Here is a 24,028-nt window from a genome sequence, read left to right as displayed (position 1 = left end):
TAGGTATTCAAAAAACGGCCCCCGAGTAAGCGAATTATTGGACGTTAGTCCGTGCTCAGTGGACATATAGTGTATAAAAAATCCACAATGCATTTCTGCTCATCTTATTACCCACGCTTATCTCCATCATAGTATTTCAAAATATAGCCTAATGAATTCTCTATTTACATAACAAAAAGACCACTGTCTATTACTCAACAGTGGTCTTGTGTGCTTGGCAACGTCCTACTCTCCCAGGACCCTTCGGTCCAAGTACCATCGGCGCTGGAGGGCTTAACGGTCGTGTTCGGGATGGGTACGCGTGGAACCCCTCCGCTATCGCCACCAAACATGCGTCTGTGAAACAGACGCTGCCGCGTGAAATTCAGTTCATCACCAGAAGTGACAATGAATTTCTAAGCGTATTACAGGCTTGATGCCTGAAAACTGAATCCGAAACGAATTTGCATTCTAAGTATAGGATAAGCCCTCGACCGATTAGTATTGGTCAGCTCCATGCATTGCTGCACTTCCACCTCCAACCTATCTACCTCGTCGTCTTCAAGGGGTCTTACTAATTGGGAAATCTCATCTTGAGGGGGGCTTCACGCTTAGATGCTTTCAGCGCTTATCCCGTCCGTACGTAGCTACCCAGCCATGCTCCTGGCGGAACAACTGGTGCACCAGCGGTACGTCCATCCCGGTCCTCTCGTACTAAGGACAGCTCCTCTCAAATTTCCTGCGCCCACGACAGATAGGGACCGAACTGTCTCACGACGTTCTGAACCCAGCTCGCGTACCGCTTTAATGGGCGAACAGCCCAACCCTTGGGACCTACTTCAGCCCCAGGATGCGATGAGCCGACATCGAGGTGCCAAACCTCCCCGTCGATGTGGACTCTTGGGGGAGATAAGCCTGTTATCCCCAGGGTAGCTTTTATCCGTTGAGCGATGGCCCTTCCATGCGGTACCACCGGATCACTAAGTCCGACTTTCGTCCCTGCTCGACTTGTAGGTCTCGCAGTCAAGCTCCCTTATGCCTTTGCACTCTGCGAATGATTTCCAACCATTCTGAGGGAACCTTGGAACGCCTCCGTTACTCTTTAGGAGGCGACCGCCCCAGTCAAACTGCCCGCCTGACACGGTCCCCGTACCCGGTAAGGGTACTAGGTTAGAACCTAGATACGATCAGGGTGGTATCCCAACGGCGCCTCCACCGAAGCTTGCGCTCCGATTTCTACGGCTCCCACCTATCCTGTACAGATCGTACCCAAATTCAATATCAAGCTGCAGTAAAGCTCCATGGGGTCTTTCCGTCTTGTCGCGGGTAACCTGCATCTTCACAGGTATTAAAATTTCACCGGATCTCTCGTTGAGACAGCGCCCAAGTCGTTACGCCATTCGTGCGGGTCAGAATTTACCTGACAAGGAATTTCGCTACCTTAGGACCGTTATAGTTACGGCCGCCGTTTACTGGGGCTTCGGTTCATAGCTTCGGGTTACCCCTAACCACTCCCCTTAACCTTCCAGCACCGGGCAGGCGTCAGCCCGTATACTTCGCCTTGCGGCTTCGCACAGACCTGTGTTTTTGCTAAACAGTCGCTTGGGCCTTTTCACTGCGGCCCCCTCGTGCTATTCACACTACCGGGGCACCCCTTCTCCCGAAGTTACGGGGTCATTTTGCCGAGTTCCTTAACGAGAGTTCTTCCGCGCGCCTTAGAATTCTCTTCTCGCCTACCTGTGTCGGTTTGCGGTACGGGCACCTTCTCCTGGCTAGAGGCTTTTCTTGGCAGTGTGAGATCATGACCTTCGCTACTATAATTTTCGCTCCCCATCACAGCCCAGCCTTAATGATGTGCGGATTTGCCTACACATCAGCCTCACTGCTTAGACGGACATCCATCAGTCCGCGTCACTACCCTCCTGCGTCACCCCATCGCTCATAGCGGATTACGGTGGTACAGTAATTTCAAACTGTTGTCCTTCGACTACGCCTTTCGGCCTCGCCTTAGGTCCCGACTTACCCTGAGCGGACGAGCCTTCCTCAGGAAACCTTGGGCTTTCGGCGGATCAGATTCTCACTGATCTTTTCGTTACTCATACCGGCATTCTCACTTGTGTAGTGTCCAGCGCTCTTTTCAGTACACCTTCAACCCCTACACAACGCTCCCCTACCCCAGATACATACGTATCTAGCCATAGCTTCGGTGGTGTGTTTAGCCCCGTTACATTTTCGGCGCAGAGTCACTCGACCAGTGAGCTATTACGCACTCTTTCAATGGTGGCTGCTTCTAAGCCAACATCCTGGTTGTCTGTGCAACTCCACATCCTTTCCCACTTAACACACACTTGGGGACCTTAGCTGATGGTCTGGGCTGTTTCCCTTTTGACAATGGATCTTAGCACTCACTGTCTGACTCCCGGCAATAAGTATATGGCATTCGGAGTTTGACTGAGCTTGGTAATCCTTGCGGACCCCGCACCCAATCAGTGCTCTACCTCCACTACTCTTATACCGAGGCTAGCCCTAAAGCTATTTCGGGGAGAACCAGCTATCTCCGAGTTCGATTGGAATTTCTCCGCTACCCCCACCTCATCCCCGCACTTTTCAACGTACGTGGGTTCGGGCCTCCAGTGCGTGTTACCGCACCTTCACCCTGGACAGGGGTAGATCACACGGTTTCGGGTCTACGTCCACATACTCAATCGCCCTATTCAGACTCGCTTTCGCTGCGGCTCCACCTTCTCGGCTTAACCTTGCATGTTAAACGTAACTCGCCGGTTCATTCTACAAAAGGCACGCCATCACCCATAGATCGGGCTCTGACTTTTTGTAAGCACACGGTTTCAGGTTCTATTTCACTCCCCTTCCGGGGTGCTTTTCACCTTTCCCTCACGGTACTGTTTCACTATCGGTCGCCAGGTAGTATTTAGCCTTAGCAGATGGTCCTGCTGGATTCATACGGGGTTTCACGTGCCCCGCACTACTCGGGATCCGTCTCGGAGAGAACACAGTTTAGGTTACAGGGCTTTTACCTCTATCGCGGGCCTTTCCAGACCTCTTCACCTACCATATTCCTTTGTAACTCCATGTGAGACGTCCCACAACCCCTAAGAGCAAGCTCTTAGGTTTAGGCTGTTCCGCGTTCGCTCGCCGCTACTGACGGAATCACTATTGTTTTCTCTTCCTCAGGGTACTTAGATGTTTCAGTTCCCCTGGTCTGCCTCTACACACCCTATGTATTCAGGTATGAGTAACTGCGAATTACCACAGCTGGGTTTCCCCATTCGGACACCCCCGGATCAAAGCTTGCTTACAGCTCCCCGAGGCAGTTTCGTTGTTCGCCACGTCCTTCGTCGGCTCCTGGCGCCTAGGCATCCTCCGTGTGCTCTTATTAGCTTAACCTTGATTTTTCCGTAGGAAAATATCGAACGATATCTTCTTTGAAAAATCTCACTAATAACATTTACTTGTTTGCACAAGTTGCTAAAAGATGTTCTAAAACGCAAATTCGTTTCGGTATCCAGTTTTCAAGGATCAAGTCTTACTGAGAGCTTAAACTCTCAAAACTGAGCAACGAGTGAGTAACAGGCCTAAACCTGAGTTTTGGAAGCTGAGCTTCCGATTTGAATGTCTTCATTGCAGAAGACGATTCTCCATAGAAAGGAGGTGATCCAGCCGCACCTTCCGATACGGCTACCTTGTTACGACTTCACCCCAATCATCTACCCCACCTTCGGCGGCTGGCTCCCTTGCGGGTTACCCCACCGACTTCGGGTGTTGTAAACTCTCGTGGTGTGACGGGCGGTGTGTACAAGACCCGGGAACGTATTCACCGCGGCATGCTGATCCGCGATTACTAGCAATTCCGACTTCATGCAGGCGAGTTGCAGCCTGCAATCCGAACTGAGACCGGCTTTGATGGGATTGGCTCCACCTCGCGGCTTCGCTTCCCGTTGTACCGGCCATTGTAGTACGTGTGTAGCCCAGGTCATAAGGGGCATGATGATTTGACGTCATCCCCACCTTCCTCCGGTTTGTCACCGGCAGTCACTCTAGAGTGCCCAACATTACTTGCTGGCAACTAAAGTTAAGGGTTGCGCTCGTTGCGGGACTTAACCCAACATCTCACGACACGAGCTGACGACAACCATGCACCACCTGTCTCCTCTGTCCCGAAGGCCGCTGCTATCTCTAGCAGATTCAGAGGGATGTCAAGACCTGGTAAGGTTCTTCGCGTTGCTTCGAATTAAACCACATACTCCACTGCTTGTGCGGGTCCCCGTCAATTCCTTTGAGTTTCAGTCTTGCGACCGTACTCCCCAGGCGGAGTGCTTACTGTGTTAACTTCGGCACCAAGGGTATCGAAACCCCTAACACCTAGCACTCATCGTTTACGGCGTGGACTACCAGGGTATCTAATCCTGTTTGCTCCCCACGCTTTCGCGCCTCAGCGTCAGTTACAGCCCAGAAAGTCGCCTTCGCCACTGGTGTTCCTCCACATATCTACGCATTTCACCGCTACACGTGGAATTCCACTTTCCTCTTCTGTACTCAAGCCACCCAGTTTCCAGTGCGACCTCAGGTTGAGCCCAAGGTTTAAACACCAGACTTAAATAGCCGCCTGCGCGCGCTTTACGCCCAATAATTCCGGACAACGCTTGCCCCCTACGTATTACCGCGGCTGCTGGCACGTAGTTAGCCGGGGCTTTCTTCTCAGGTACCGTCACTCCGGTAGCAGTTACTCTACCGGACGTTCTTCCCTGGCAACAGAGCTTTACGATCCGAAAACCTTCATCACTCACGCGGCGTTGCTCCGTCAGGCTTTCGCCCATTGCGGAAGATTCCCTACTGCTGCCTCCCGTAGGAGTCTGGGCCGTGTCTCAGTCCCAGTGTGGCCGTTCACCCTCTCAGGTCGGCTACGCATCGTCGCCTTGGTGGGCCGTTACCCCACCAACTAGCTAATGCGCCGCAGGCCCATCCCTCAGTGACAGATTGCTCCGTCTTTCATTCTTCTCTCAGGAGAAAAAAGAAATTATCCGGTATTAGCTACCGTTTCCGGTAGTTATCCCAGTCTGAAGGGCAGGTTGCCTACGTGTTACTCACCCGTCCGCCGCTAAGTTACTTTGAAAGCAAGCTTTCAAAGTAACTCCGCTCGACTTGCATGTATTAGGCACGCCGCCAGCGTTCGTCCTGAGCCAGGATCAAACTCTCCAATTAGTATTGAAAAGAGCGATATGCTCATTTTGAAACATCTGACGAGAAAATTAATTCTCTAATTTTGGATTTCACTTACGTGATTTCCTACTCACTCGTTGTTCAGTTTTCAAAGATCAAGTTCTCGTTGGCGCCGTTTAATGTCTCAGCAGCAACTCTTATACTATATCATGTTCGGCTATTTAATGTCAAGCTCTTTTTTTAACCTCATTTTCGAGCTCGGCATGTGTATTTCTTGGCCGGACTTAGAATATATCATGTATAGAGATTCATTGCAAGAGTTTTTTTGAAACTAATATTAAATCTCTACATTCTATAGGAGCAATGAAGTGAAAGCACCGCTTCTAATCAACAGTAGCCAAGAGAACTGTCCTTAGACAGCTCCCTTAAGCCCTGTGTTGTATAGATACTATTCAGTACGGTTACGCATATGTGGAAACAGCAATACATCGCGAATCGATGCAGAATTGGTAAGCAGCATGATCAGACGGTCTACGCCGATTCCCAGTCCGCCAGTAGGTGGCATACCATATTCCAGGGCGCGGATGAAATCATCGTCCATCTCATGAGCTTCGTCATTACCTTGCTCTTTCTCCTGGATCTGTGCCTCAAAGCGTTGACGTTGGTCAATCGGATCATTCAATTCACTAAATGCATTAGCGTGCTCACGACCCACAATAAACAGCTCAAAACGATCGGTAAAGCGTGGATCCTCATCGTTTTTCTTCGCAAGTGGTGAAATTTCAACAGGGTGTCCCATTACAAAGGTTGGCTGAATTAGAGTTTCCTCTACAAATTGCTCGAAGAAAGCGTTAAGGATATGACCGAACGTCATATGTTTCTCAACAGGCACACGATGTTCTTTTGCCAAAGCTTGTGCTTCGTCATCTGTCATGTGAACACTGAAATCAACACCGGTTACTTCTTTAACAGCATCAACCATAGTTACACGACGCCATCCTGGAGACAGATTTACCTCTTTGCCTTGGTAATCCAGCAGTTGTGTACCTAATACCTCTTGGGCAATATGTGCAATCATATTCTCCGTGAGATTCATGATGTCCTTGTAGTCAGCATATGCTTCGTACAACTCAATCATAGTAAACTCTGGATTATGACGAGTCGACATTCCCTCGTTACGGTATACACGGCCGATTTCGTACACTTTTTCCAAACCGCCAACAATAAGGCGTTTCAAGTGAAGCTCGATAGCAATCCGCATATACAGCTGCATTTCAAGTGTGTTGTGGTAAGTAATAAACGGACGCGCAGCTGCTCCGCCGGCGATCGTATGAAGTGTAGGTGTTTCAACTTCAAGATAACCAAGTGAATCCAAATAGCGACGCATCGATTGAATAATTCTTGAACGGGCAATAAAGGTCTGTTGAACTTCCGGATTAATAATCAAATCAACATAGCGCTGGCGATAACGCAGTTCTACATCTTTAAGACCATGATATTTCTCAGGAAGTGGCAGCAGGGATTTGGACAAGACTTCGAGATTATGCACTTTGATGGAGGTCTCGCCTGTTTTGGTTTTGAATACTGTTCCACGAACGCCAATAATATCTCCCAGATCGAGAACATTAAACGCCGCGTATTGAGTTTCAGGAATGCTGTCTTGACGAACATAAAGCTGAATTCTTCCACTAAGGTCCTGGATATGCGCAAAGCTGGCTTTACCCATAACGCGTTTTGCCATAATACGTCCAGCAATGCTCACTTCAACAGAAAGCTCGTCCAATTCCTCTTTGGAAAGTCCATCATACTTAGCTACGATATCGCCAGCGTTAGCTGTGCGCTCGTATTTTTTGCCAAAAGGATCAATACCAAGTCCTCTTAGCTCGTCCAGTTTGGCACGGCGGATCTGCAAAAGCTCACTAAGTTCGTTCTCTGCATTGTCCACATTGTTCATTTCCTCGGTCATGCGATTCATCCCCTTATAACTCAGTAATATCATATACACAAGAAGAAACGGCTCCGTCTCCATAGTTAGAGGACAGTCCCGTTCCAGCTCAAAATATAAGCAGTTTGTTTTACCTATCGTTTCTGGATGATTTGAAAAAAGCTTCCCTAAGGAAGCTTTCCCAAACATGTTCCCTTATCTACCTATGTACAGTGAAATGACTAATACATACGGCAGCACATCTATTTACAGACATTAAGGTCTGTATATTACTTCATTCTGATATCGAGAATTTTATATTGAATAACTCCTGCAGGTGTAGAAACATCAACAACCGTACCTATTTTTTTCCCGATAATAGCTTTGCCTACCGGACTTTCATTGGAAATCTTGTTATTCAGTGGATCAGACTCTGCTGTACCTACGATCGTATACTCCATAGTGTCCCCATATTCCAAATCCTCGACACTTACAGTAACACCAATACTTACTACGTCAGTAACGATCTCGTCGCTATTGATGATACGCGCGTTGCGAAGCATCTTCTCCAAAGTTAGAACGCGTCCTTCGATAAAAGCTTGCTCATTCTTCGCGTCTTCATACTCCGAGTTCTCACTGATATCTCCGTAGCCAATCGCTACCTTAATCCGTTCAGCAACCTCACGGCGTTTTACGGATTTGAGGGTCTCCAGCTCATCTTCCAGACGTTTTAGCCCGTCCGGCGTAAGGATGACTTCTTTATCGCTCATCTCAACCGATTCTCCTGTCGTATACAATTATTGAAAACACCATACTATATGCTAATCTAGAAGGATAAGAACCCTCCCTGCTGCATTGCTCTTACTGTAACGGCGATTTTATACTGTGAAATTATATTGGAACCGCTACAAAATGTCAATGACACCACATATAAAGTCAGATGTGTTCAAATATCAGCAGAAAAAAGGTGATTATACAGCAGAAGAAGACATTTCAATGCCCTTGCTCTCTTCTTCATGCTTTAATTGAACGACAAAATCATTCAATATCCTCACCATTCCATCGCGTTTTGTTTCTGTCATGAGAACATCCTTCACTCTAGCGGCAGCCTTCAAGCCTTTTAAGTACCAGGCCATATGCTTACGCATCTCACGGACAGCTACAGCTTCTCCCTTAAGAGCTACCAGTCGATCCATATGAAGAATAGCAACCTTAATCTTCTCATCCAAGCCAGGTTCAGGCATAAGCTCGCCGGTGCTCAAATATTGAATCGTACGATACAACATCCAAGGATTGCCGAGTGCTCCACGCCCGATCATTACGCCATCGCAGCCAGTCTGATCCAACATAGCCCGAGCATCTTCAGGTGTATTAACATCCCCGTTGCCAATAACAGGAATAGAAACTGCTTCTTTTGCCATCTTGATATAGTTCCAGTCCGCATGGCCTGTGTAAAGCTGCTCCCGGGTACGACCGTGTACGCTGACAGCCTTACCCCCGGCACGTTCAACCGCACGCGCATTATCTTCGACAAAAATATGCTCGCTATCCCAGCCAATCCGCATTTTCACGGTTACGGGTTTATCGACAACATCGACAACCGCAGAGACCATTTCATAGATTTTGTCGGGATTCAAAAGCCAGCGGGCTCCCGCATCACATTTAGTTACTTTAGGCACTGGGCATCCCATATTGATATCGATAATATCAGCATTGGTTTCTTTATCAACCACTTTTGCTGCTTGCACCAGTGATTCTCTATCCCCGCCAAAAATCTGCAAACTAAGCGGTTTCTCCCGTTCATCTACAAACAACATTTCGCGAGTACGTGTATTTCCGTGAATAATGGCCTTATCGCTTACCATTTCCGCACAGACCAGACCTGTACCAAATTCCTTAGCGATCAGACGAAAAGCCGGATTGCACACGCCAGCCATAGGTGCCAGAACAACCTGATTTTTCATCTCGATATCGCCAATCTTCAGCATTCGTATCACTTCCTGCCTTTTAATTCTTAAAAATTATGAGTTGGGATCCACAAGCTCTTCTGTTGTAACCCCTAGGACATTCGCAATTTTATCTAAAATTTGATCTTCTAATCGTCTGTTACCCCTCTCGACTGCACCAAGCACAGCCAAGGAAATTCCGGCAAGATCCGCAAGATCCTGTTGAGTATACCCTTTTAGCTTACGGAATGCCCTGACCCTCCGTCCCAAACGCTTGTTGTCCACAACCGAATTCCTTCCTTCCCATCTATGTCTTGAAGCACTGCTGTAATCAGCTTGCGAAGTCCGGAAGATTGTTCATTCTGTGGAACGATGTCACTGAGCGGAAACAATACAAAAGCACGCTCTAACATGCGTGGATGCGGTAACGTTAAATGTGGTGTATCGAGCACCTGACCCTCAACCCACAACAAATCCAAATCTACCGTTCTCGGTCCATAGCGGATATCCCGGATACGACCCAACTGCGTTTCAATCCCCAACATCACTTCCAGCAAGGACTCGGGCGCAAGTGTCGTTCGCAAAGCTGCTGCCATATTGAGAAACTGCGGCTGATCTAAATAACCTACTGGCTCTGTCTCGTAAACTTTGGAGCAGCGGACCACCGATATTTCATCATGAGCGTCCAGTCTGTTCAAAGCCTCTGACAGCGTGCCCTCGCGGTCACCTAAATTAGCCCCTAAAGCAATATAAGCCTCTGATTCTTCAGAGGTGGAATGTATATTCATGGACCTTGTTCTCACTTTCTAGTTCTGCGCAGCTCTACAGTCACTCCCTGAAAATGAATGTCGAAAGGCGGATGGGGTTTAGTTACCTTAACCGTTACTGCATTGATAACAGTATAAGTGTCCAGTACGGAGGATGCAATATATTCTGCCAAAGCTTCGATCAACTTAAAAGACTTTATTTCGACAATGTTTTTGACTAATTCATGAACTTCAGCATAATTCACGGTTTGACTCAAATCATCATTCAAGCCCGCACCCTGCAAATCAAGCTCCAGCTCTAAATCAATGTAAAAACGTTGTCCCAGCTTACGTTCTTCCTCAAATACACCGTGGTATCCGTAATATTCCATGCGATGCATTGTCATTTTATCCATGATTAATCCGCCCTTTTTCGTAAAATATAGCTATTCACGCACCACTGGAGGTGCAGCATACAACATCGCATCACACATCTTAACCGTTCGTTTAATCAGAGATACATCATGTACACGTACGATCTGGCAACCCTGAGCTATCCCAAAAGCTACTGTAGCTGCGGTGCCTTCCACAACATCATCAGACGGCAAATCAAGTACCGTGCGGATGAATTTTTTGCGGGAAGTCGCCAGTAACAACGGATAACCTAACTCAGTCAACCCGTCTAAAAGCGTCATTGCCTGCAGGTTTTCATTATAATCCTTAGCAAAGCCGATACCTGGATCCAATATGATATTGGCCGGCTTAACACCTGCGGCTACCGCAAGATCAATACTTTCCTTAAGGTCAGCCGACATATCCGCACTCAGATTCGTATAATTACGGTCCTGCCGGTTATGCATCAAAATAATAGGACAGTCAGCAGCAGCGGCCACTGCCGCCATTTCCGGATCGGCCTTACAACCCCATATGTCATTAATGATATGGGCACCCGCAGCTATAGCTTGGCGGGCTACTTCAGCTTTATAGGTATCGATAGATAACGGAAGGTGAGGTGCCGCCTTATGAATACTCTCGATCACAGGCAATACACGAGCTAACTCCTCTTCAATTCCCACCGGTTGATGACCAGGACGAGTAGATTCACCGCCGATATCAATAATATCAGCACCCTCTGCAGCCATACGCAGCGCATGCTCAACTGCTTTGTCCGGATGATCCCAAAGTCCTCCATCTGAAAAAGAATCAGGGGTCACATTAAGGATGCCCATAATCAATGTTCGATTTCCTAACTCCAAGTCTGTATTTCCACAACGGTATGTCCGCTTAAAGAGGACTGGTCTCATTTCGCAATCGCCGTCCTATCTCTATATGATGAAATCAAGCCAGCAGTAATTGTTCCACACTGGCCAGTACCTATAGTAAATCTTGCATCTCCATGCCACATCCCGGTAACAGGAACGATTTCTTGTACGGAATTGGTAAGAAACACTTCATCAGCAGCTTTTAACTGCTCCCAGTGATATGTTCCTTCTTCAACACTAAGGCCTGCACTAAGAGCCAGCTCCATTACCATTTCCCGGGTAATTCCCGGAAGTATCCCTGTTGTAAGATCTGGGGTATAGAGCCTGTTGTTTTTTACAAAAAAGATGTTGCTGACAATGCCCTCGGCAATAAATTCTTCTGCCGTCAGCATTAGTCCTTCAGCACCATTTGCCGCAGAAGTATACCCTCTAAGCTCTCGCTTAGCCAGAATGTTATTCATATAATGCAGCGACTTGAATCGCACTGTTCCCTCAGGAGTATTACGCCGCAAGGACAACAGCTGCAGCTCTTTGCCTTCACTATAGAGTTTATCTGGTACTTTCGGCAGCGCTTTGATGTACAACAAATGATTAGGCTTTTGATAATCACCAGCAGGTAATCCGAGAATATCCTCACCGGCTGTTACGGTATAGCGTATATAAGCTTCTTTTAATTCATTTTTGTCCATAACGCGCTTAATCCAGTCAAGTAGATGTGCCGCTTCTGCTTCAAATGGAATGCCCAGTGCCTTGCAACCCTCTGCCATACGCTTCAAATGACGCTCCAGCAAAAAGGGAACTCCCCCATAGGTCCTAAAGGTTTCGAACAAGCCAATGCCGTACAAAAAGCCGTGATCCAAGGTAGAAACCACGGTTTCTCGGGCGTCAATGACACCATTGTTAAATCCTATATATTTCATGCCGTTTCTCCGGCTCTCCGTTTCAAGAAATTACGCAGCATCGTATGACCATGATCCGTAATAATAGATTCCGGGTGGAACTGCACACCTTCAATAGGGTATTCTTTATGGCGCAATGCCATAATCTCCCCTTCTTCAGTCTCAGCCGTAATCTCCAAGCAATCTGGGAGACTCTCCCGCTCTACAATCAGTGAATGATATCGGGTAGCTGTAAATGGAGACTCCAGACCTTCAAAAACTGAGGTCCCGTTATGGTAAATAGGCGATGTCTTCCCATGCATCAAACGCTCAGCACGGATGACATTGCCACCAAATGCTTGTCCAATCGCTTGATGTCCAAGGCATACGCCGAAGATCGGAATGATCCCCTTGAAATGATGCAACAATTCCAGACTAATTCCCGCTTCATTTGGCGTACATGGGCCTGGTGAAATTAGAATATGGTCAGGTGCCAGCTTTTCAATCTCTTCGATGGTAATTTCATCATTGCGGTGCACTTTAACCTCTTCCCCAAGCTCACCTAAATACTGTACGAGGTTATACGTAAAGGAATCATAATTATCGATGACCAAGATCACAGTGCTACTCCCCCTTCGGCTCCGCTGGTAGCTGGCAATTCCTGCTGCAGTTCACTACAGAGTACTGCCTTCACTACCGCTTTGGCTTTATTATGGCATTCACGGTATTCACGGTAGGGATCGGAATCGATCACTATGCCGGCACCTGTCTGAATATATCCGACCCCGTCTTTTACAGCCAGCGTTCTTATAATAATATTTAATTCCATATTGCCGTTATAGTCAATAAAACCCATCGATCCTGTATAGGGTCCACGTCGAACCGGCTCCAATTCTTCAATAATCTCCATTGTCCTTACCTTGGGAGCCCCTGTAATAGTCCCCCCGGGGAATAAAGCTGCAATAACCGCATACGCGTCTTTATCCGGCGCAATCTGGCCCTCTACCTGCGAAACCAGATGCATCACATGAGAGTAGCGCTCCACCGTCATCAGCTCCGGCACGCTGACGGAACCGTATGCAGCGACACGCCCGATGTCGTTGCGTTCCAGATCGACAAGCATGATATGCTCGGCGATCTCTTTTTCGCTCCCGCGAAGCTCCGCCTCCATGGCGGCATCCTCCGCGGGAGTGAGTCCCCGGCGCCGGGTGCCGGCGATTGGCCGGGCGCTCACTTTGTCCCCGTGCAGCTTGACGAGCAGCTCCGGTGAAGCGCTGGACAGCGCGAAGCCGGGCGACCGCAAGAGCCCCATGTACGGGGACGGGTTGAGCTTGCGCAGCCACTCGTAAACATCCTCCGGCGGGGACTTCAGCTGCGCCTCCTGGCGCAGCGAGAGGTTCACTTGGAAGACATCACCTTGGCGGATGTATTCCTGAACGTCCAGCACTGCCTGCTGAAACTTCTCAGGCGAAAAAGCGGAAGCCATGCCCGGCCACTCTCCTGATGAAACTGTAAGGGCCTCAATGCTGCCCACAGCCTCATCATCCAATCCTGCGGCTGAAGATATCAGCTGCCACTGCTCTACCATTTGTCCAGCCTGTTCTATACTGCCAAGATAAAGATTTTGCAGCTCTTCCATCCCACAGTCTGCTGGAACTGGAACGTGAACAGCACAATAAAGCACATGCTCTTCGTGATCATAGATCCATATCTCGTCAAACCTCATAAAAAGAAAATCAGGAAAACCAGGATCATCTTGGGCAAGAGACGGCAATCGTTCCAAAGAACGAACCACATCATAACCAAGGAAACCAATACATCCACCAGAAAAAGGAGGAACATCTTCATCCTTTAACTTAGGCGACGTAAAATCCGACATCCATTGCTGCAGTAGCTCCAGCGGTTGTCCATGCAGTGTTGTTGCCTCAGGTATCCTCTCCTCGTCCACTGATGCTGATTCCAAAGATTCAGTAGGGAAGCTAAATACTTCCGCATTATCCTCCTTGCCCTTCAATATCGAAACAGGGTTCAAGCCCAAGTACGTATAACGGCCACCCTTACCACTTTCTAAAACTACAGAATACTGGGAAGCTAACTCCCAGGCTTTCTCCCAGGACGCGGGTAATTCGTTTGTGCACCGGGGAGATTTTATAATCAAGGGAAACATGCTCCAGTCTTCTGCAGCCCATTGTTCCCACTCGTTCCAGGTTGTTATGATTTCCAAAGCCATCCTCCTAAAAGTTTTGTCTAGCATCATCTTACAGTTTAATCTTCGAGACAAAACTCGCTTCGTAAGCATTTGCTTAGTTTTGTCCAATCATCAGTAGTATATTGCCTGTCAGTATACTGTACTTAAGGCATTATTGAAAAGCCCTCAGCGATAGGAAATTATTATGATTTTTTCGTTTTCTGCAAAAACCAGAGCTTTTTTCAACAATAATAAAATTACCACGTCTAGCCTGCCATATATGCACAGTACCTAATGCCTTTTAAATCAACGAAAAGAGTCTCCATCACCACCAAAAAAGTGGTATGAAGACTCTTATAGATTTACGTTATTGCAAACAATTACGCTTCGAAATTGTAAAGTGGTGTGCTCAGGTAACGTTCGCCGTTACTTGGGATAATGACTACTACTTTTTTGCCAGGGCCTAAATCTTTGGCTACTTTAAGTGCGGCAAATACAGCAGCACCTGAAGAAATACCAGACAAGACGCCTTCTTCTTTAGCTACACGACGTGCAGTTTCGAAAGCTTCATCATTCTCAACGTGGATGATTTCATCATAGATATCTTGGTTCAGAATCTCAGGGATAAAGTTAGCTCCGATACCTTGGATTTTGTGAGGGCCTGGTTTGCCTCCAGCCAAGATTGGGGAAGCAGCAGGCTCCACAGCATAGATCTTAATATCAGGATATTGGCTTTTCAGCACTTCACCCGCACCAGTGATCGTTCCGCCTGTTCCGATACCTGCAATAAAAGCATCCAAAGGACCGCCGATGGATTCAATAGCGTCAATGATTTCAGGTCCAGTAGTCTCACGGTGAATCTTCACGTTCGCTTTATTCTTGAATTGCTCGGATGGGAAATAGCTTGGGTTCTCTTTCAGAATTTCGTCTGCTTTCTTAACCGCACCATTCATACCTTCCGATCCTGGGGTCAGCACCAATTCCGCTCCATATGCGCGAAGGAGATTACGGCGCTCCAAGCTCATTGTTTCCGGCATTACGATAACTGCCTTATAACCTTTAGCAGCAGCTACAAGTGCCAGGCCGATACCAGTGTTACCACTAGTAGCTTCTACAATCGTACCTCCTGGTTTCAGTAGACCTTCACGCTCAGCTTCTTCCACGATGCTGATTGCAATCCGGTCTTTTACGCTTGATCCCGGGTTCTGATATTCCAATTTCAAATAAATATCTGCGGAGCCTTCCTGTGCCAGACGATTCAAACGAACGAGCGGAGTACCTCCGATCAATTCTGTTACGTTGTTAACGACTTTAGCCATGAGCAAAAACCTCCTTAGAATGATAAATGCGATATAAGAACGTAAATTGTGACTTTATGCTTCTGTGTGTGGAGTTTAAATTGTTGACCACCGTCAGTTATTTCCGACTAAAACGGTAGGGTTTACGTTAATATCATATTATCAATCTTGCAGGCTGTTGTCAATATTTATTGACACCTCATATTTATTGCGTAAATTGCTTTCCACCTGCTGCAAGGGAGGGGCTTGCTCCAAAGCCAGCTCTTGACGTACAAGCGCCCGAATTTCTTTCTGATCTGGCATTTCTGGAGAGTGAATACTCTCCAAGCGAATAATGGCGAAGTCTTCCCCTGTCTCGATCGGACCGGCTATATCACCCACATCCAATCCAGCCGCAGTCTTTAACATTCCCTCTGGCCAAAAAGGGTCGTCTTCCTCTACTTTGCCTAAACTGCCTCCATGCTGCCGACTCTCTTCATCAATAGACACTTCCCTAGCCAAATCAGCGAAATCCTCACCCTGTTCCAAGCGATCCATTAGCTGCTGACCTTCCTCATAGGATGAAACCTTGATCATAGAAAGCTGCATTTCCTTTTTTGGAACGAAGCGCTCGGCATTTTGCTCTAAATAAGCATCTATATCGGCATCACTGATTGTAATGCCCACCGTGGCTATCGCTTGTAAGGACAGACGATAAGCTGTCTCTGCGAACACTTCCTGACGAGATAATCCCAGCTGAGATTGCATTTGAGCATAATATTGCGCTTCTGATTCGTATCCAACTATAGTGCGTGCCAGTTCCTGCTTAACCTCATCGTCTGTCACGGTAATTCCTAAAGCCTTAGCTTCCATGTCCACGACAATATGGTTAAGCATACTGATTAACACTTCTTCTCCATGCTTTTTTTTGAGCTCATCCATCCACTGCTGATCCGTTATCGGTTGTCCGCCTGCAGTCGCTACATCCGGTGATTCATTGTCTGTTGTATCTCCTTTAAGTAGGGCCATGGCGCGCAAACTCCAGAATAATAGACCCCCGAGCATTAAAGTTGCAACAGCTAGAATAATAACCGTATTGCGAAGTGCACGTTCCTGTCTCGTCATCATCCCAATGCCCTACGAATTCGCTTGTTCTAAAATGACCTGTAAATCGTCCTTATTGAAAACATAAGCCTCATTGCAAAAATGGCATACGACTTCAGCCTGTTCATCTTCTGCAATTAATCTCTCCAGTTCATCCCGCCCTAAGCTAACCAATGTCTGCTCTACCCGCTCACGCGAACACTGACAAGCAAAGTTAATATCCAGTTCATCCATAACCACTGCATCCGGCAACAGGTAGCGCAGCATTTCTTCTGGCTCCAGCCCCTGATCGAGAAGTGCTGTTACAGAAGGCATCGCCCCTACAGCTTTTTCAATCTCAGTAATCTCCGCATCTGTCAGACCAGGAAGAAGTTGAACAATAAACCCTCCAGCCACAATTACCGACTCATCGGTATCTACCAATACACCTAGGCCAACCGCAGCTGGAGTTTGCTCAGAAACCGCAAAATAATAAGTAAAATCATCGCCAAGCTCCCCGGAGATAATAGGAATACTACCTCGGTACGGCTCTTTCATGCCTAAATCTTTTATAACATCAATGAACCCTTCAGTTCCCACCGCTCCAGCTACATCCAGTTTCCCCATACTATTGCTCGGTAAATGAATGTGTGGATTATGCACATAACCACGCACTTCTCCCAATGCATTGGATTCTGCAACGATTTGTCCGATCGGTCCATTCCCTTTAACCATAATACTCAGCTTCTCACTACCCTTGAGCATAGCGCCCATCATGGCTGCAGCGGTAACTGTACGTCCCATTGCGGCTGTAGCCGTTGGATACGTATCGTGTCTGCGTCTCAGTTCTTCAACCAATTCAGTTGTGCGGACAGCAAACGCTCTCACTTTACCATTAAGAGCCGTGCCGCGGATTAGTCGATCCTTCTTTTTTTCCATTGGGTGCATAGCCCTCCTATCTCTTCGCCTTTTTAGGCTTCTTTATCTTTATTGGTTACGATCGTAAATAATTCTTAATCCTTCTAGCGTTAACATAGGATTTACTTCATCAATACAGTCCGTTTCACCCGCAATTAGCGAGGCGAGGCCTCCGGTCGAAATAACCTTCAGTTCGGGAGCGTTCATCTCGACTTTAATTCGTTTAACGATGCCCTCAACCTGACCCGCATAGCCAAAAATAATTCCGGCCTGCATCGCATGCACCGTATTACGCCCGATGACCTTTTTAGGCTTCTCCAATTCAATTCGCGGCAGCTTAGATGCCCGCTGGTATAATGCCTCTGTTGAAATGCCTAGACCAGGAACTATCGCGCCACCAAGATAATTAGCACCTGCATCAATGCAATCAAAAGTCGTAGCCGTACCAAAATCAACAACCACAAGTGGACATTTGTATTGTTCAATCGCAGCAACTGCATTAACAATCCGGTCTGCGCCAATTTCACGCGGATTCTCATAACGTAAGTTAAGCCCCGTCTTAATCCCTGGTCCTACAATTAATGGGTCTTTCCCTATATATTTAATACACATATCCTCAATAGTCTTAACCAGTGGCGGAACAACCGAAGATATAATTACACCTTCAACCTCTTTGACAGATATACCTGACATGTGAAAAAGATTGTGTATCATTACTCCATATTCATCCACGGTCGATTGGCGCGCAGTGCTTAGCCGAAAATGATGCAGCAATTCGCGTTTTCTATATACACCGAGAACAATATTGGTATTACCGATATCGACAGCAAGCATCATGACAAAGGCCCTTCCTTCTTAGCATTAAGGTCTAGACTGATATCCAGACTGGAGAAGGAGTACGTAAGGCGCCCGACAGAAATCACATCCACACCCGTTTCAGCAATCCCGCGTACGGTTTCTAACGATACATTTCCAGAAGCCTCTGTCTTAACATGCGGAGCTTGGGATTTAATCCTAACCACGGCTTGCTTCATCATATCGTTAGACATGTTATCGAGCATTATAATGTCGGCACCTGCTGCCAGCGCCTCTTCGACTTGCTCTAAATTTTCGGTCTCCACTTCGATGCTCATCGTATGCGGGATGTTCTTCCGGGCACGACCTACAGCCTGCCGAATACCACCCGCGCCTTTGATATGATTATCCTTGATCATAACTGCATCATATAAGCCAAAACGGTGATTAAAGCCTCCACCAATACGAACAGCATATTTCTCCAGCATCCGGTGACCTGGTGTTGTCTTACGTGTATCCACTAAGCGAGTCGGTAATCCCTCCAGCACCTGCACGAAAGAAGCTGTACGTGATGCCACACCCGAAAGACGCTGCATCAAGTTAAGCGCAAGCCGCTCACCTGTTAGAATCGCATGTGTGCTGCCCTCAACCTCAATAATTACAGTCCCTTTGGTTACAGCTTGACCTTCCTCGACAAGAGCTGTAAAACTAAGCGCCGGATCCACAATTTCAAAGACCAGCTCTGCAATTGGGATGCCACAAATTATCCCGTCTTCCTTGGCATGAATAATCCCTTTGGACTCATGGCCCACTGGAATCGTCATCTGCGTGGTTACATCTCCGGAACCAACATCTTCCCGCAACCAAGCCTTGATAGATTGTACTAGTTCTTCATTGTAACCATTAAACATCATCGCTTAATTCCTCCACTATTCCCAGTTCGCGAATTTGAAGCAGGTGCTTACGCCACTGATCATCATCCCGCTGCGGATAATCCTCACGGTAATGCGCCCCACGGCTCTCTTCCCGTGCCAGAGCAGACTCTGTCACAAGCAAACAGCAGGTCAGCATATTAGCAAATTCATATTCCTCACGTTTGGACAAAGCTGATCCAAAGATTGGCAGCTGTCGTTTTAATTCATCTAATCCTTTAAGTAACATCTCTTCGTTACGACGTAGTCCGGCATATCGAACCATTACCTTCTGTAGCTTCAAACGACGTTCCACAATAGCTTGAGTTGGCGAATCTACACGGCCCTCGTTACTGATAACCGATAAAACATCACGGTCCAGCGGGGAAAGCTCATGAATCCGATCAATAATACGCTGTCCAAATACAATGGCCTCAGATAAAGAATTACTAGCTAAACGGTTAGCGCCATGCAGGCCTGTGGAGGAAACCTCTCCGCAAGCAAACAGACGCGGGACGGTACTCTCTCCATTCAGATCGGTCTTAATCCCCCCCATCATATAATGCGCAGCAGGAGCCACTGGAATCCAATCACTTGTAATATCCAGTCCATAGCCCATACATGTCTCATATATTGTGGGAAACCGATGCTTCACCATCTCTGGAGATTCATGTGTAATATCCAAATAAACGAACGTTGATTTAGTAAGTTCCATTTCACTTACAATAGCTCGCGCTACAATATCCCGCGGGGCTAGTTCAAGCAGGTTATGATAACGCTCCATGAACCGCTCTCCATTAATATTGCGCAAGACTGCTCCTTCCCCACGCACAGCTTCGGAGATTAAAAATCTAGGAGCTCCTGGGTAACTAAGTGCTGTAGGATGAAATTGAATAAATTCCATATCTCGTATATGAGCACCAGCGCGATAGGCGATCGCTACACCATCTCCTGTAGCTACCTCAGGGTTGGTAGTGTATCGATATAATTGTCCTGCTCCACCAGAGCACAAAATGGTCGCATCCCCTTGCAGGAACAACCGTCCACCACCGGGCCGCTGCAATAATGCGCCTACACATTCGCCACCTTCAGTGATGAGATCGATAACATAATGATCATCCCAGACCTCAATATTCTCATGTTCCGCTACCTGTTCCGCCAATGCACGAACAATCTCATAACCAGTAGCATCCCCATTAGCATGCAAAATACGGCGGTGGCTGTGCGCTCCTTCCTGAGTCAAAGCCAGTACCCCATCTTCCTTATCAAACAGGGTTCCTAAGCGAATTAACTCATGAACGCCTTCCGGCCCTTCATTAACAAGTGCATCGACAGCTGTTGAGGAGCAAAGACCTGCACCGGCCATTAAGGTATCCTGCCGGTGGTATGCAGGGGAATCATCCTCAGCTATAACAGCTGCGATCCCCCCCTGTGCATAGCGAGTATTACTTTCCATTACTGATTTCTTTGTGATCATTATGACACGCCGATCTTCACTGGCTTTAATAGCCGTGAATAGTCCGGCAATCCCTGAACCAATAACAATACAATCTGTCTTTACCGTAGGAATATCCCGAAGATCAAAATCAACCAAATATTGTGGAATCATGACCGCTTTTCACCTGTTTCAACGAAAGAGTAGCGCATGCTACCGGACTTGTAGCATGCGCTCTAGGGATGTTCTGGCTTTGTCGGCGACAGCAGGCGGTACATAGATTTGTGGCTTCATCGTCTCCAGGCATTTCACCAGTTTTTTTAGATTATTAACTTTCATATTAGGACAAACAAGAAATTTGGTAGCAAAATGGAATTCTTTATCTGGACTATCCTTACGAAGCTGATATCCGGTACCATCTTCCGTTCCAACGATAAATTGCTTACGATCCGATTTCCGGCAATACTCCAGAATTGATGTAGTGCTGCCTACATAGTCACCCATGGCCACTACTTCAGGACGGCACTCTGGATGAACTACAAATTCCGCATCTGGATATTTTGCTCTCATTTCTACTACATCTTTGACGGTCAACATGTCGTGAGTGTTGCAATAGCCTTCCCAAATAATCAGCTTCTTGCCCGTCTGATCTTGTACATATTGACCAAGATTCTTATCTGGGACCCAAATAATCTCTTCAGCATCAAGGGATTCGATTACTTTCACAGCATTAGCTGAGGTACAACAAATATCGGTTTCTGCTTTAATCTCGGCAGACGAGTTGATATAAGTGACTACTTTAGCATTTGGATGTTGAGCTTTAAGCTTACGCAAACCGTCTACATTGACCATATCTGCCATTGGACAGCCTGCACGTTCATCAGGAATAAGAACGGTTTTGTTCGGGGCTAGAATTTTTGCACTTTCCCCCATGAAATGAACACCGCAGAATACAATAACTTCCGCATCTGTCTCTGCAGCCTTCTGAGCGAGTAAAAAAGAGTCGCCCCGGAAATCGGCAACCTCCTGAATTTCATCACGCTGATAATAATGAGCTAAAATGATTGCGTTTCGTTCCTTTTTAAGCTGTTCAAGACGTATACGAAGTTCTCGATTCTGTTCCTGCTTGCGCTCAAGCGCCAGAGCTTCCACCGATTGTTCTCCCCCTTAAATCCTCGCGGCTTTTCGCCGACATGATGTTATCAAATGGCATGCGCCATCATGGTGAAAAAATGAACATGCTGATATAAATAGTAAGTAATATTAATCACTAATGTACACAACGTTCCAGCCCCTGTCAATGTAACTGGACAGGCTTTAAGGCATAGAATCCCTTAAAAATTAAAATAAAAAATCCGGAGAACAGTTACGTTCTCCGGATAAATTTACATCATATGAATGGTGGACCCAATTAGGTAAGGCTAGTGCCCCCACCTTTGTTGTCATCACCGGAACCGTCATTACCCTCAGAATCAGGGTTATTCGGGATATCCTTTGATAAGTCAGGAAGTGTGGACTGTTCGTCCTCAGGCTTGCCTTGAATGCGAACTCGCACATCACCGATATTGTCGATGACAGGCTCGCCAACTTCATGGGCAACACCTTCGCCACCCTCTGGTTTACCATCCTCGGAAAGGAATCCTTGTTCAATCAGTTGTGTGATCTGATCAAGCTCAAGTGTTTCTTTCTCAAGTAATGTATTGGCAATCAAGTGCATTTCTTTGGAGTGTTTGATCAACAGATCTTTACAACGTTCGTAACTCGAAGTAATAAAGTTCTGCATTTCCTGATCAATCTCATAAGCAATGGAGTCACTGTAATTCTGTTCATGCCCAATATCACGACCTAAGAATACTTGACCTTGAGAAGATCCGAACTGCATAGGTCCAAGCTTATCGCTCATACCGTACTCCATAATCATGGCACGCACGATGCGCGTAGCCTGTTGGAAGTCACTGTATGCACCCGTACCGATCTCACCAATAAACAATTCTTCGGCAACACGTCCACCAAGTAATCCAGTAACCTTATCTAAAAGCTCCTGCTTGGTAACGATCATCCGATCTTCCTTCGGAAGCATAATAACGTATCCGCCTGCACGTCCGCGTGGGATAATAGTAACTTTATGCACCATATCGGCGTGCTCAAGGAAGTAACCAGCAATAGTATGGCCTGCTTCATGATAAGCTACAATACGTTTCTCGCGGTCACTGATCACACGGCTGCGTTTCTCAGTACCTACGATAACACGGTCGATAGCTTCATCCACTTCAATCATGGAAATATCTTTACGGTTACGGCGTGCAGCTAGCAAAGCTGCCTCATTCAGCAGATTCTCCAAATCAGCACCTGTGAATCCGGTTGTGCGTTTAGCAACAACATCCAGTCTTACATCTTTCGTAAGCGGTTTGTTACGAGCGTGCACCTTAAGTACAGCTTCACGGCCTTTCACATCAGGACGGTCAACCGTAATTTGACGGTCAAAACGTCCTGGACGAAGCAATGCCGGATCAAGTATATCAGCGCGGTTAGTCGCCGCTACAATAATAATGCCTTCGTTACCACCGAATCCATCCATCTCAACCAGCAATTGGTTAAGCGTCTGCTCACGCTCGTCATGTCCGCCACCAAGACCGGCACCACGCTGACGACCCACAGCATCAATTTCATCAATGAAGATAATACATGGAGCATTCTTCTTAGCATTCTCGAACAAATCACGTACCCGAGAAGCACCAACACCCACGAACATTTCCACAAAGTCAGAACCGGAAATACTAAAGAAAGGAACGCCAGCTTCACCTGCTACCGCACGGGCAAGCAATGTTTTACCTGTTCCCGGAGGACCTACAAGCAATACGCCCTTAGGAATACGTGCGCCGACAGCTGCAAATTTGCGTGGATCTTTCAGGAACTCAACGACTTCGACAAGCTCTTGCTTCTCTTCGTCCGCCCCTGCAACATCCTCAAAGCTGATTTTCTTCTTCTCTTCATTATATAACCGAGCCTTGCTCTTGCCGAAATTCATGACTTTACCGCCGCCACCTTGCGCCTGATTAAACAGGAAGAAGAACAAGATGAACATAATTACCAGTGGGATAATTGAAGAAAGGAATGTCAGCCAAATGCTGGTACCTTCCATTTTCTTCTGAGTTAATTCAATCCCATTAACATCACTGGCTTGAATCAGTTCATTGATAGCGGCATCTGTAGGAGGAATATATGTGGAGAAGCTTTTCGATTTAGTATCGGCAGGCAGCTCTCTATACTCGCCTGTGACCAGAAAGGCATTACCCTCAAACTGAACCGTCAAATCCTTCACATTGTTGTTCTTGATCTCCTGCCGTAACTCGTCGTATCTAGGGAAATCGGCGGCTTCATTTCCATTGCTCACAAACTGGACAATACCCACCACGACTAAAAATAAAATCAAATAAAAACCAGAATTCCGGATGAACCGATTCATCCCCTACCTCCTCTCACAACACTCAAGTTATTGTACCATAGC

Annotated in this window: 18 protein-coding genes and 3 rRNA genes; all 21 read right to left on the bottom strand. The window is 46.9% G+C overall.

Features of this window, described 5'->3' with window-relative positions; translation table 11 throughout:
* Positions 1-212: 212 nt before the first annotated feature.
* Positions 213-329 (bottom strand): 5S ribosomal RNA (gene rrf, locus MKZ16_RS00440).
* Between the two features lie 128 nt (positions 330-457).
* Positions 458-3,384: ribosomal RNA gene (locus tag MKZ16_RS00435) — 23S ribosomal RNA — on the bottom strand.
* 257 nt (positions 3,385-3,641) lie between these two features.
* Positions 3,642-5,199: ribosomal RNA gene (locus MKZ16_RS00430) — 16S ribosomal RNA — on the bottom strand.
* The 16S, 23S and 5S rRNA genes sit together here, the layout of an rRNA operon.
* A gap of 406 nt (positions 5,200-5,605) precedes the next feature.
* Complete coding sequence (lysS, locus tag MKZ16_RS00425; protein ID WP_038573979.1) at positions 5,606-7,123, bottom strand: lysine--tRNA ligase; 1,518 nt, start codon at positions 7,121-7,123, stop codon at positions 5,606-5,608.
* A gap of 248 nt (positions 7,124-7,371) precedes the next feature.
* A complete protein-coding gene (gene greA, locus MKZ16_RS00420) occupies positions 7,372-7,851 on the bottom strand; it encodes a transcription elongation factor GreA (RefSeq protein WP_036678719.1) in 480 nt (159 codons plus the stop codon).
* A gap of 201 nt (positions 7,852-8,052) precedes the next feature.
* Complete coding sequence (dusB, locus tag MKZ16_RS00415) at positions 8,053-9,069, bottom strand: tRNA dihydrouridine synthase DusB (RefSeq protein WP_036678722.1); 1,017 nt, start codon at positions 9,067-9,069, stop codon at positions 8,053-8,055.
* A 33-nt stretch (positions 9,070-9,102) separates the two neighbouring features.
* On the bottom strand, positions 9,103-9,312 hold the full coding sequence (locus MKZ16_RS00410) for a helix-turn-helix transcriptional regulator (protein WP_076099929.1): 210 nt from the start codon (positions 9,310-9,312) through the stop codon (positions 9,103-9,105).
* Positions 9,264-9,815, bottom strand: coding sequence for a 2-amino-4-hydroxy-6-hydroxymethyldihydropteridine diphosphokinase (gene folK, locus MKZ16_RS00405; RefSeq protein WP_076105858.1), 552 nt, complete (start codon positions 9,813-9,815; stop codon positions 9,264-9,266). The genes MKZ16_RS00410 and folK overlap by 49 nt, the downstream gene beginning before the upstream one ends.
* 11 nt (positions 9,816-9,826) lie before the next feature.
* On the bottom strand, positions 9,827-10,189 hold the full coding sequence (gene folB, locus MKZ16_RS00400) for a dihydroneopterin aldolase (RefSeq protein WP_036678726.1): 363 nt from the start codon (positions 10,187-10,189) through the stop codon (positions 9,827-9,829).
* 30 nt (positions 10,190-10,219) lie between these two features.
* Positions 10,220-11,077, bottom strand: coding sequence for a dihydropteroate synthase (gene folP, locus MKZ16_RS00395; protein ID WP_076105856.1), 858 nt, complete (start codon positions 11,075-11,077; stop codon positions 10,220-10,222).
* The gene (locus MKZ16_RS00390; protein WP_076105853.1) at positions 11,074-11,955 is read right to left on the bottom strand and encodes an aminotransferase class IV; all 882 of its coding nucleotides are present in this window, start codon (positions 11,953-11,955) and stop codon (positions 11,074-11,076) included. Before MKZ16_RS00390 ends, folP begins: the two co-directional genes overlap by 4 nt.
* A complete protein-coding gene (gene pabA / locus MKZ16_RS00385) occupies positions 11,952-12,533 on the bottom strand; it encodes an aminodeoxychorismate/anthranilate synthase component II (RefSeq protein ID WP_036678733.1) in 582 nt (193 codons plus the stop codon). Before pabA ends, MKZ16_RS00390 begins: the two co-directional genes overlap by 4 nt.
* The gene (locus MKZ16_RS00380) at positions 12,530-14,143 is read right to left on the bottom strand and encodes an anthranilate synthase component I family protein (protein WP_076105851.1); all 1,614 of its coding nucleotides are present in this window, start codon (positions 14,141-14,143) and stop codon (positions 12,530-12,532) included. Before MKZ16_RS00380 ends, pabA begins: the two co-directional genes overlap by 4 nt.
* A 338-nt stretch (positions 14,144-14,481) precedes the next feature.
* Positions 14,482-15,420 carry a cysteine synthase A gene (gene cysK / locus MKZ16_RS00375; protein ID WP_036678737.1) on the bottom strand — a complete coding sequence of 313 codons (939 nt, stop codon included), beginning with the start codon at positions 15,418-15,420 and terminating at the stop codon, positions 14,482-14,484.
* A gap of 141 nt (positions 15,421-15,561) precedes the next feature.
* Positions 15,562-16,506, bottom strand: a complete 945-nt coding sequence (locus tag MKZ16_RS00370) for a peptidylprolyl isomerase (RefSeq protein ID WP_081393440.1) — start codon at positions 16,504-16,506, stop codon at positions 15,562-15,564.
* Positions 16,507-16,515: 9 nt separating this feature from the next.
* Entirely contained in the window at positions 16,516-17,400 is an 885-nt protein-coding gene (hslO, locus tag MKZ16_RS00365; RefSeq protein WP_036678742.1) for an Hsp33 family molecular chaperone HslO, read from the bottom strand.
* A gap of 48 nt (positions 17,401-17,448) precedes the next feature.
* Positions 17,449-18,216: a type III pantothenate kinase gene (locus MKZ16_RS00360; RefSeq protein WP_076105846.1), complete on the bottom strand. Its 768-nt coding sequence runs from the start codon at positions 18,214-18,216 to the stop codon at positions 17,449-17,451.
* Positions 18,213-19,088, bottom strand: coding sequence for a carboxylating nicotinate-nucleotide diphosphorylase (nadC, locus tag MKZ16_RS00355; RefSeq protein WP_076105844.1), 876 nt, complete (start codon positions 19,086-19,088; stop codon positions 18,213-18,215). Before nadC ends, MKZ16_RS00360 begins: the two co-directional genes overlap by 4 nt.
* Complete coding sequence (gene nadB / locus MKZ16_RS00350) at positions 19,078-20,694, bottom strand: L-aspartate oxidase (RefSeq protein WP_076105842.1); 1,617 nt, start codon at positions 20,692-20,694, stop codon at positions 19,078-19,080. Before nadB ends, nadC begins: the two co-directional genes overlap by 11 nt.
* Positions 20,695-20,733: 39 nt before the next feature.
* On the bottom strand, positions 20,734-21,672 hold the full coding sequence (gene nadA / locus MKZ16_RS00345) for a quinolinate synthase NadA (RefSeq protein WP_036678753.1): 939 nt from the start codon (positions 21,670-21,672) through the stop codon (positions 20,734-20,736).
* A gap of 259 nt (positions 21,673-21,931) precedes the next feature.
* The gene (gene ftsH / locus MKZ16_RS00340; RefSeq protein WP_036678755.1) at positions 21,932-23,986 is read right to left on the bottom strand and encodes an ATP-dependent zinc metalloprotease FtsH; all 2,055 of its coding nucleotides are present in this window, start codon (positions 23,984-23,986) and stop codon (positions 21,932-21,934) included.
* Positions 23,987-24,028: the final 42 nt, after the last annotated feature.

The organism is Paenibacillus sp. FSL R5-0928 (assembly GCF_037970385.1).
GTDB lineage: Bacteria > Bacillota > Bacilli > Paenibacillales > Paenibacillaceae > Paenibacillus_AQ > Paenibacillus_AQ odorifer.
Note: the sequence above shows the minus strand (reverse complement) of the source record. Positions and strands in the feature narration are given on the sequence as shown.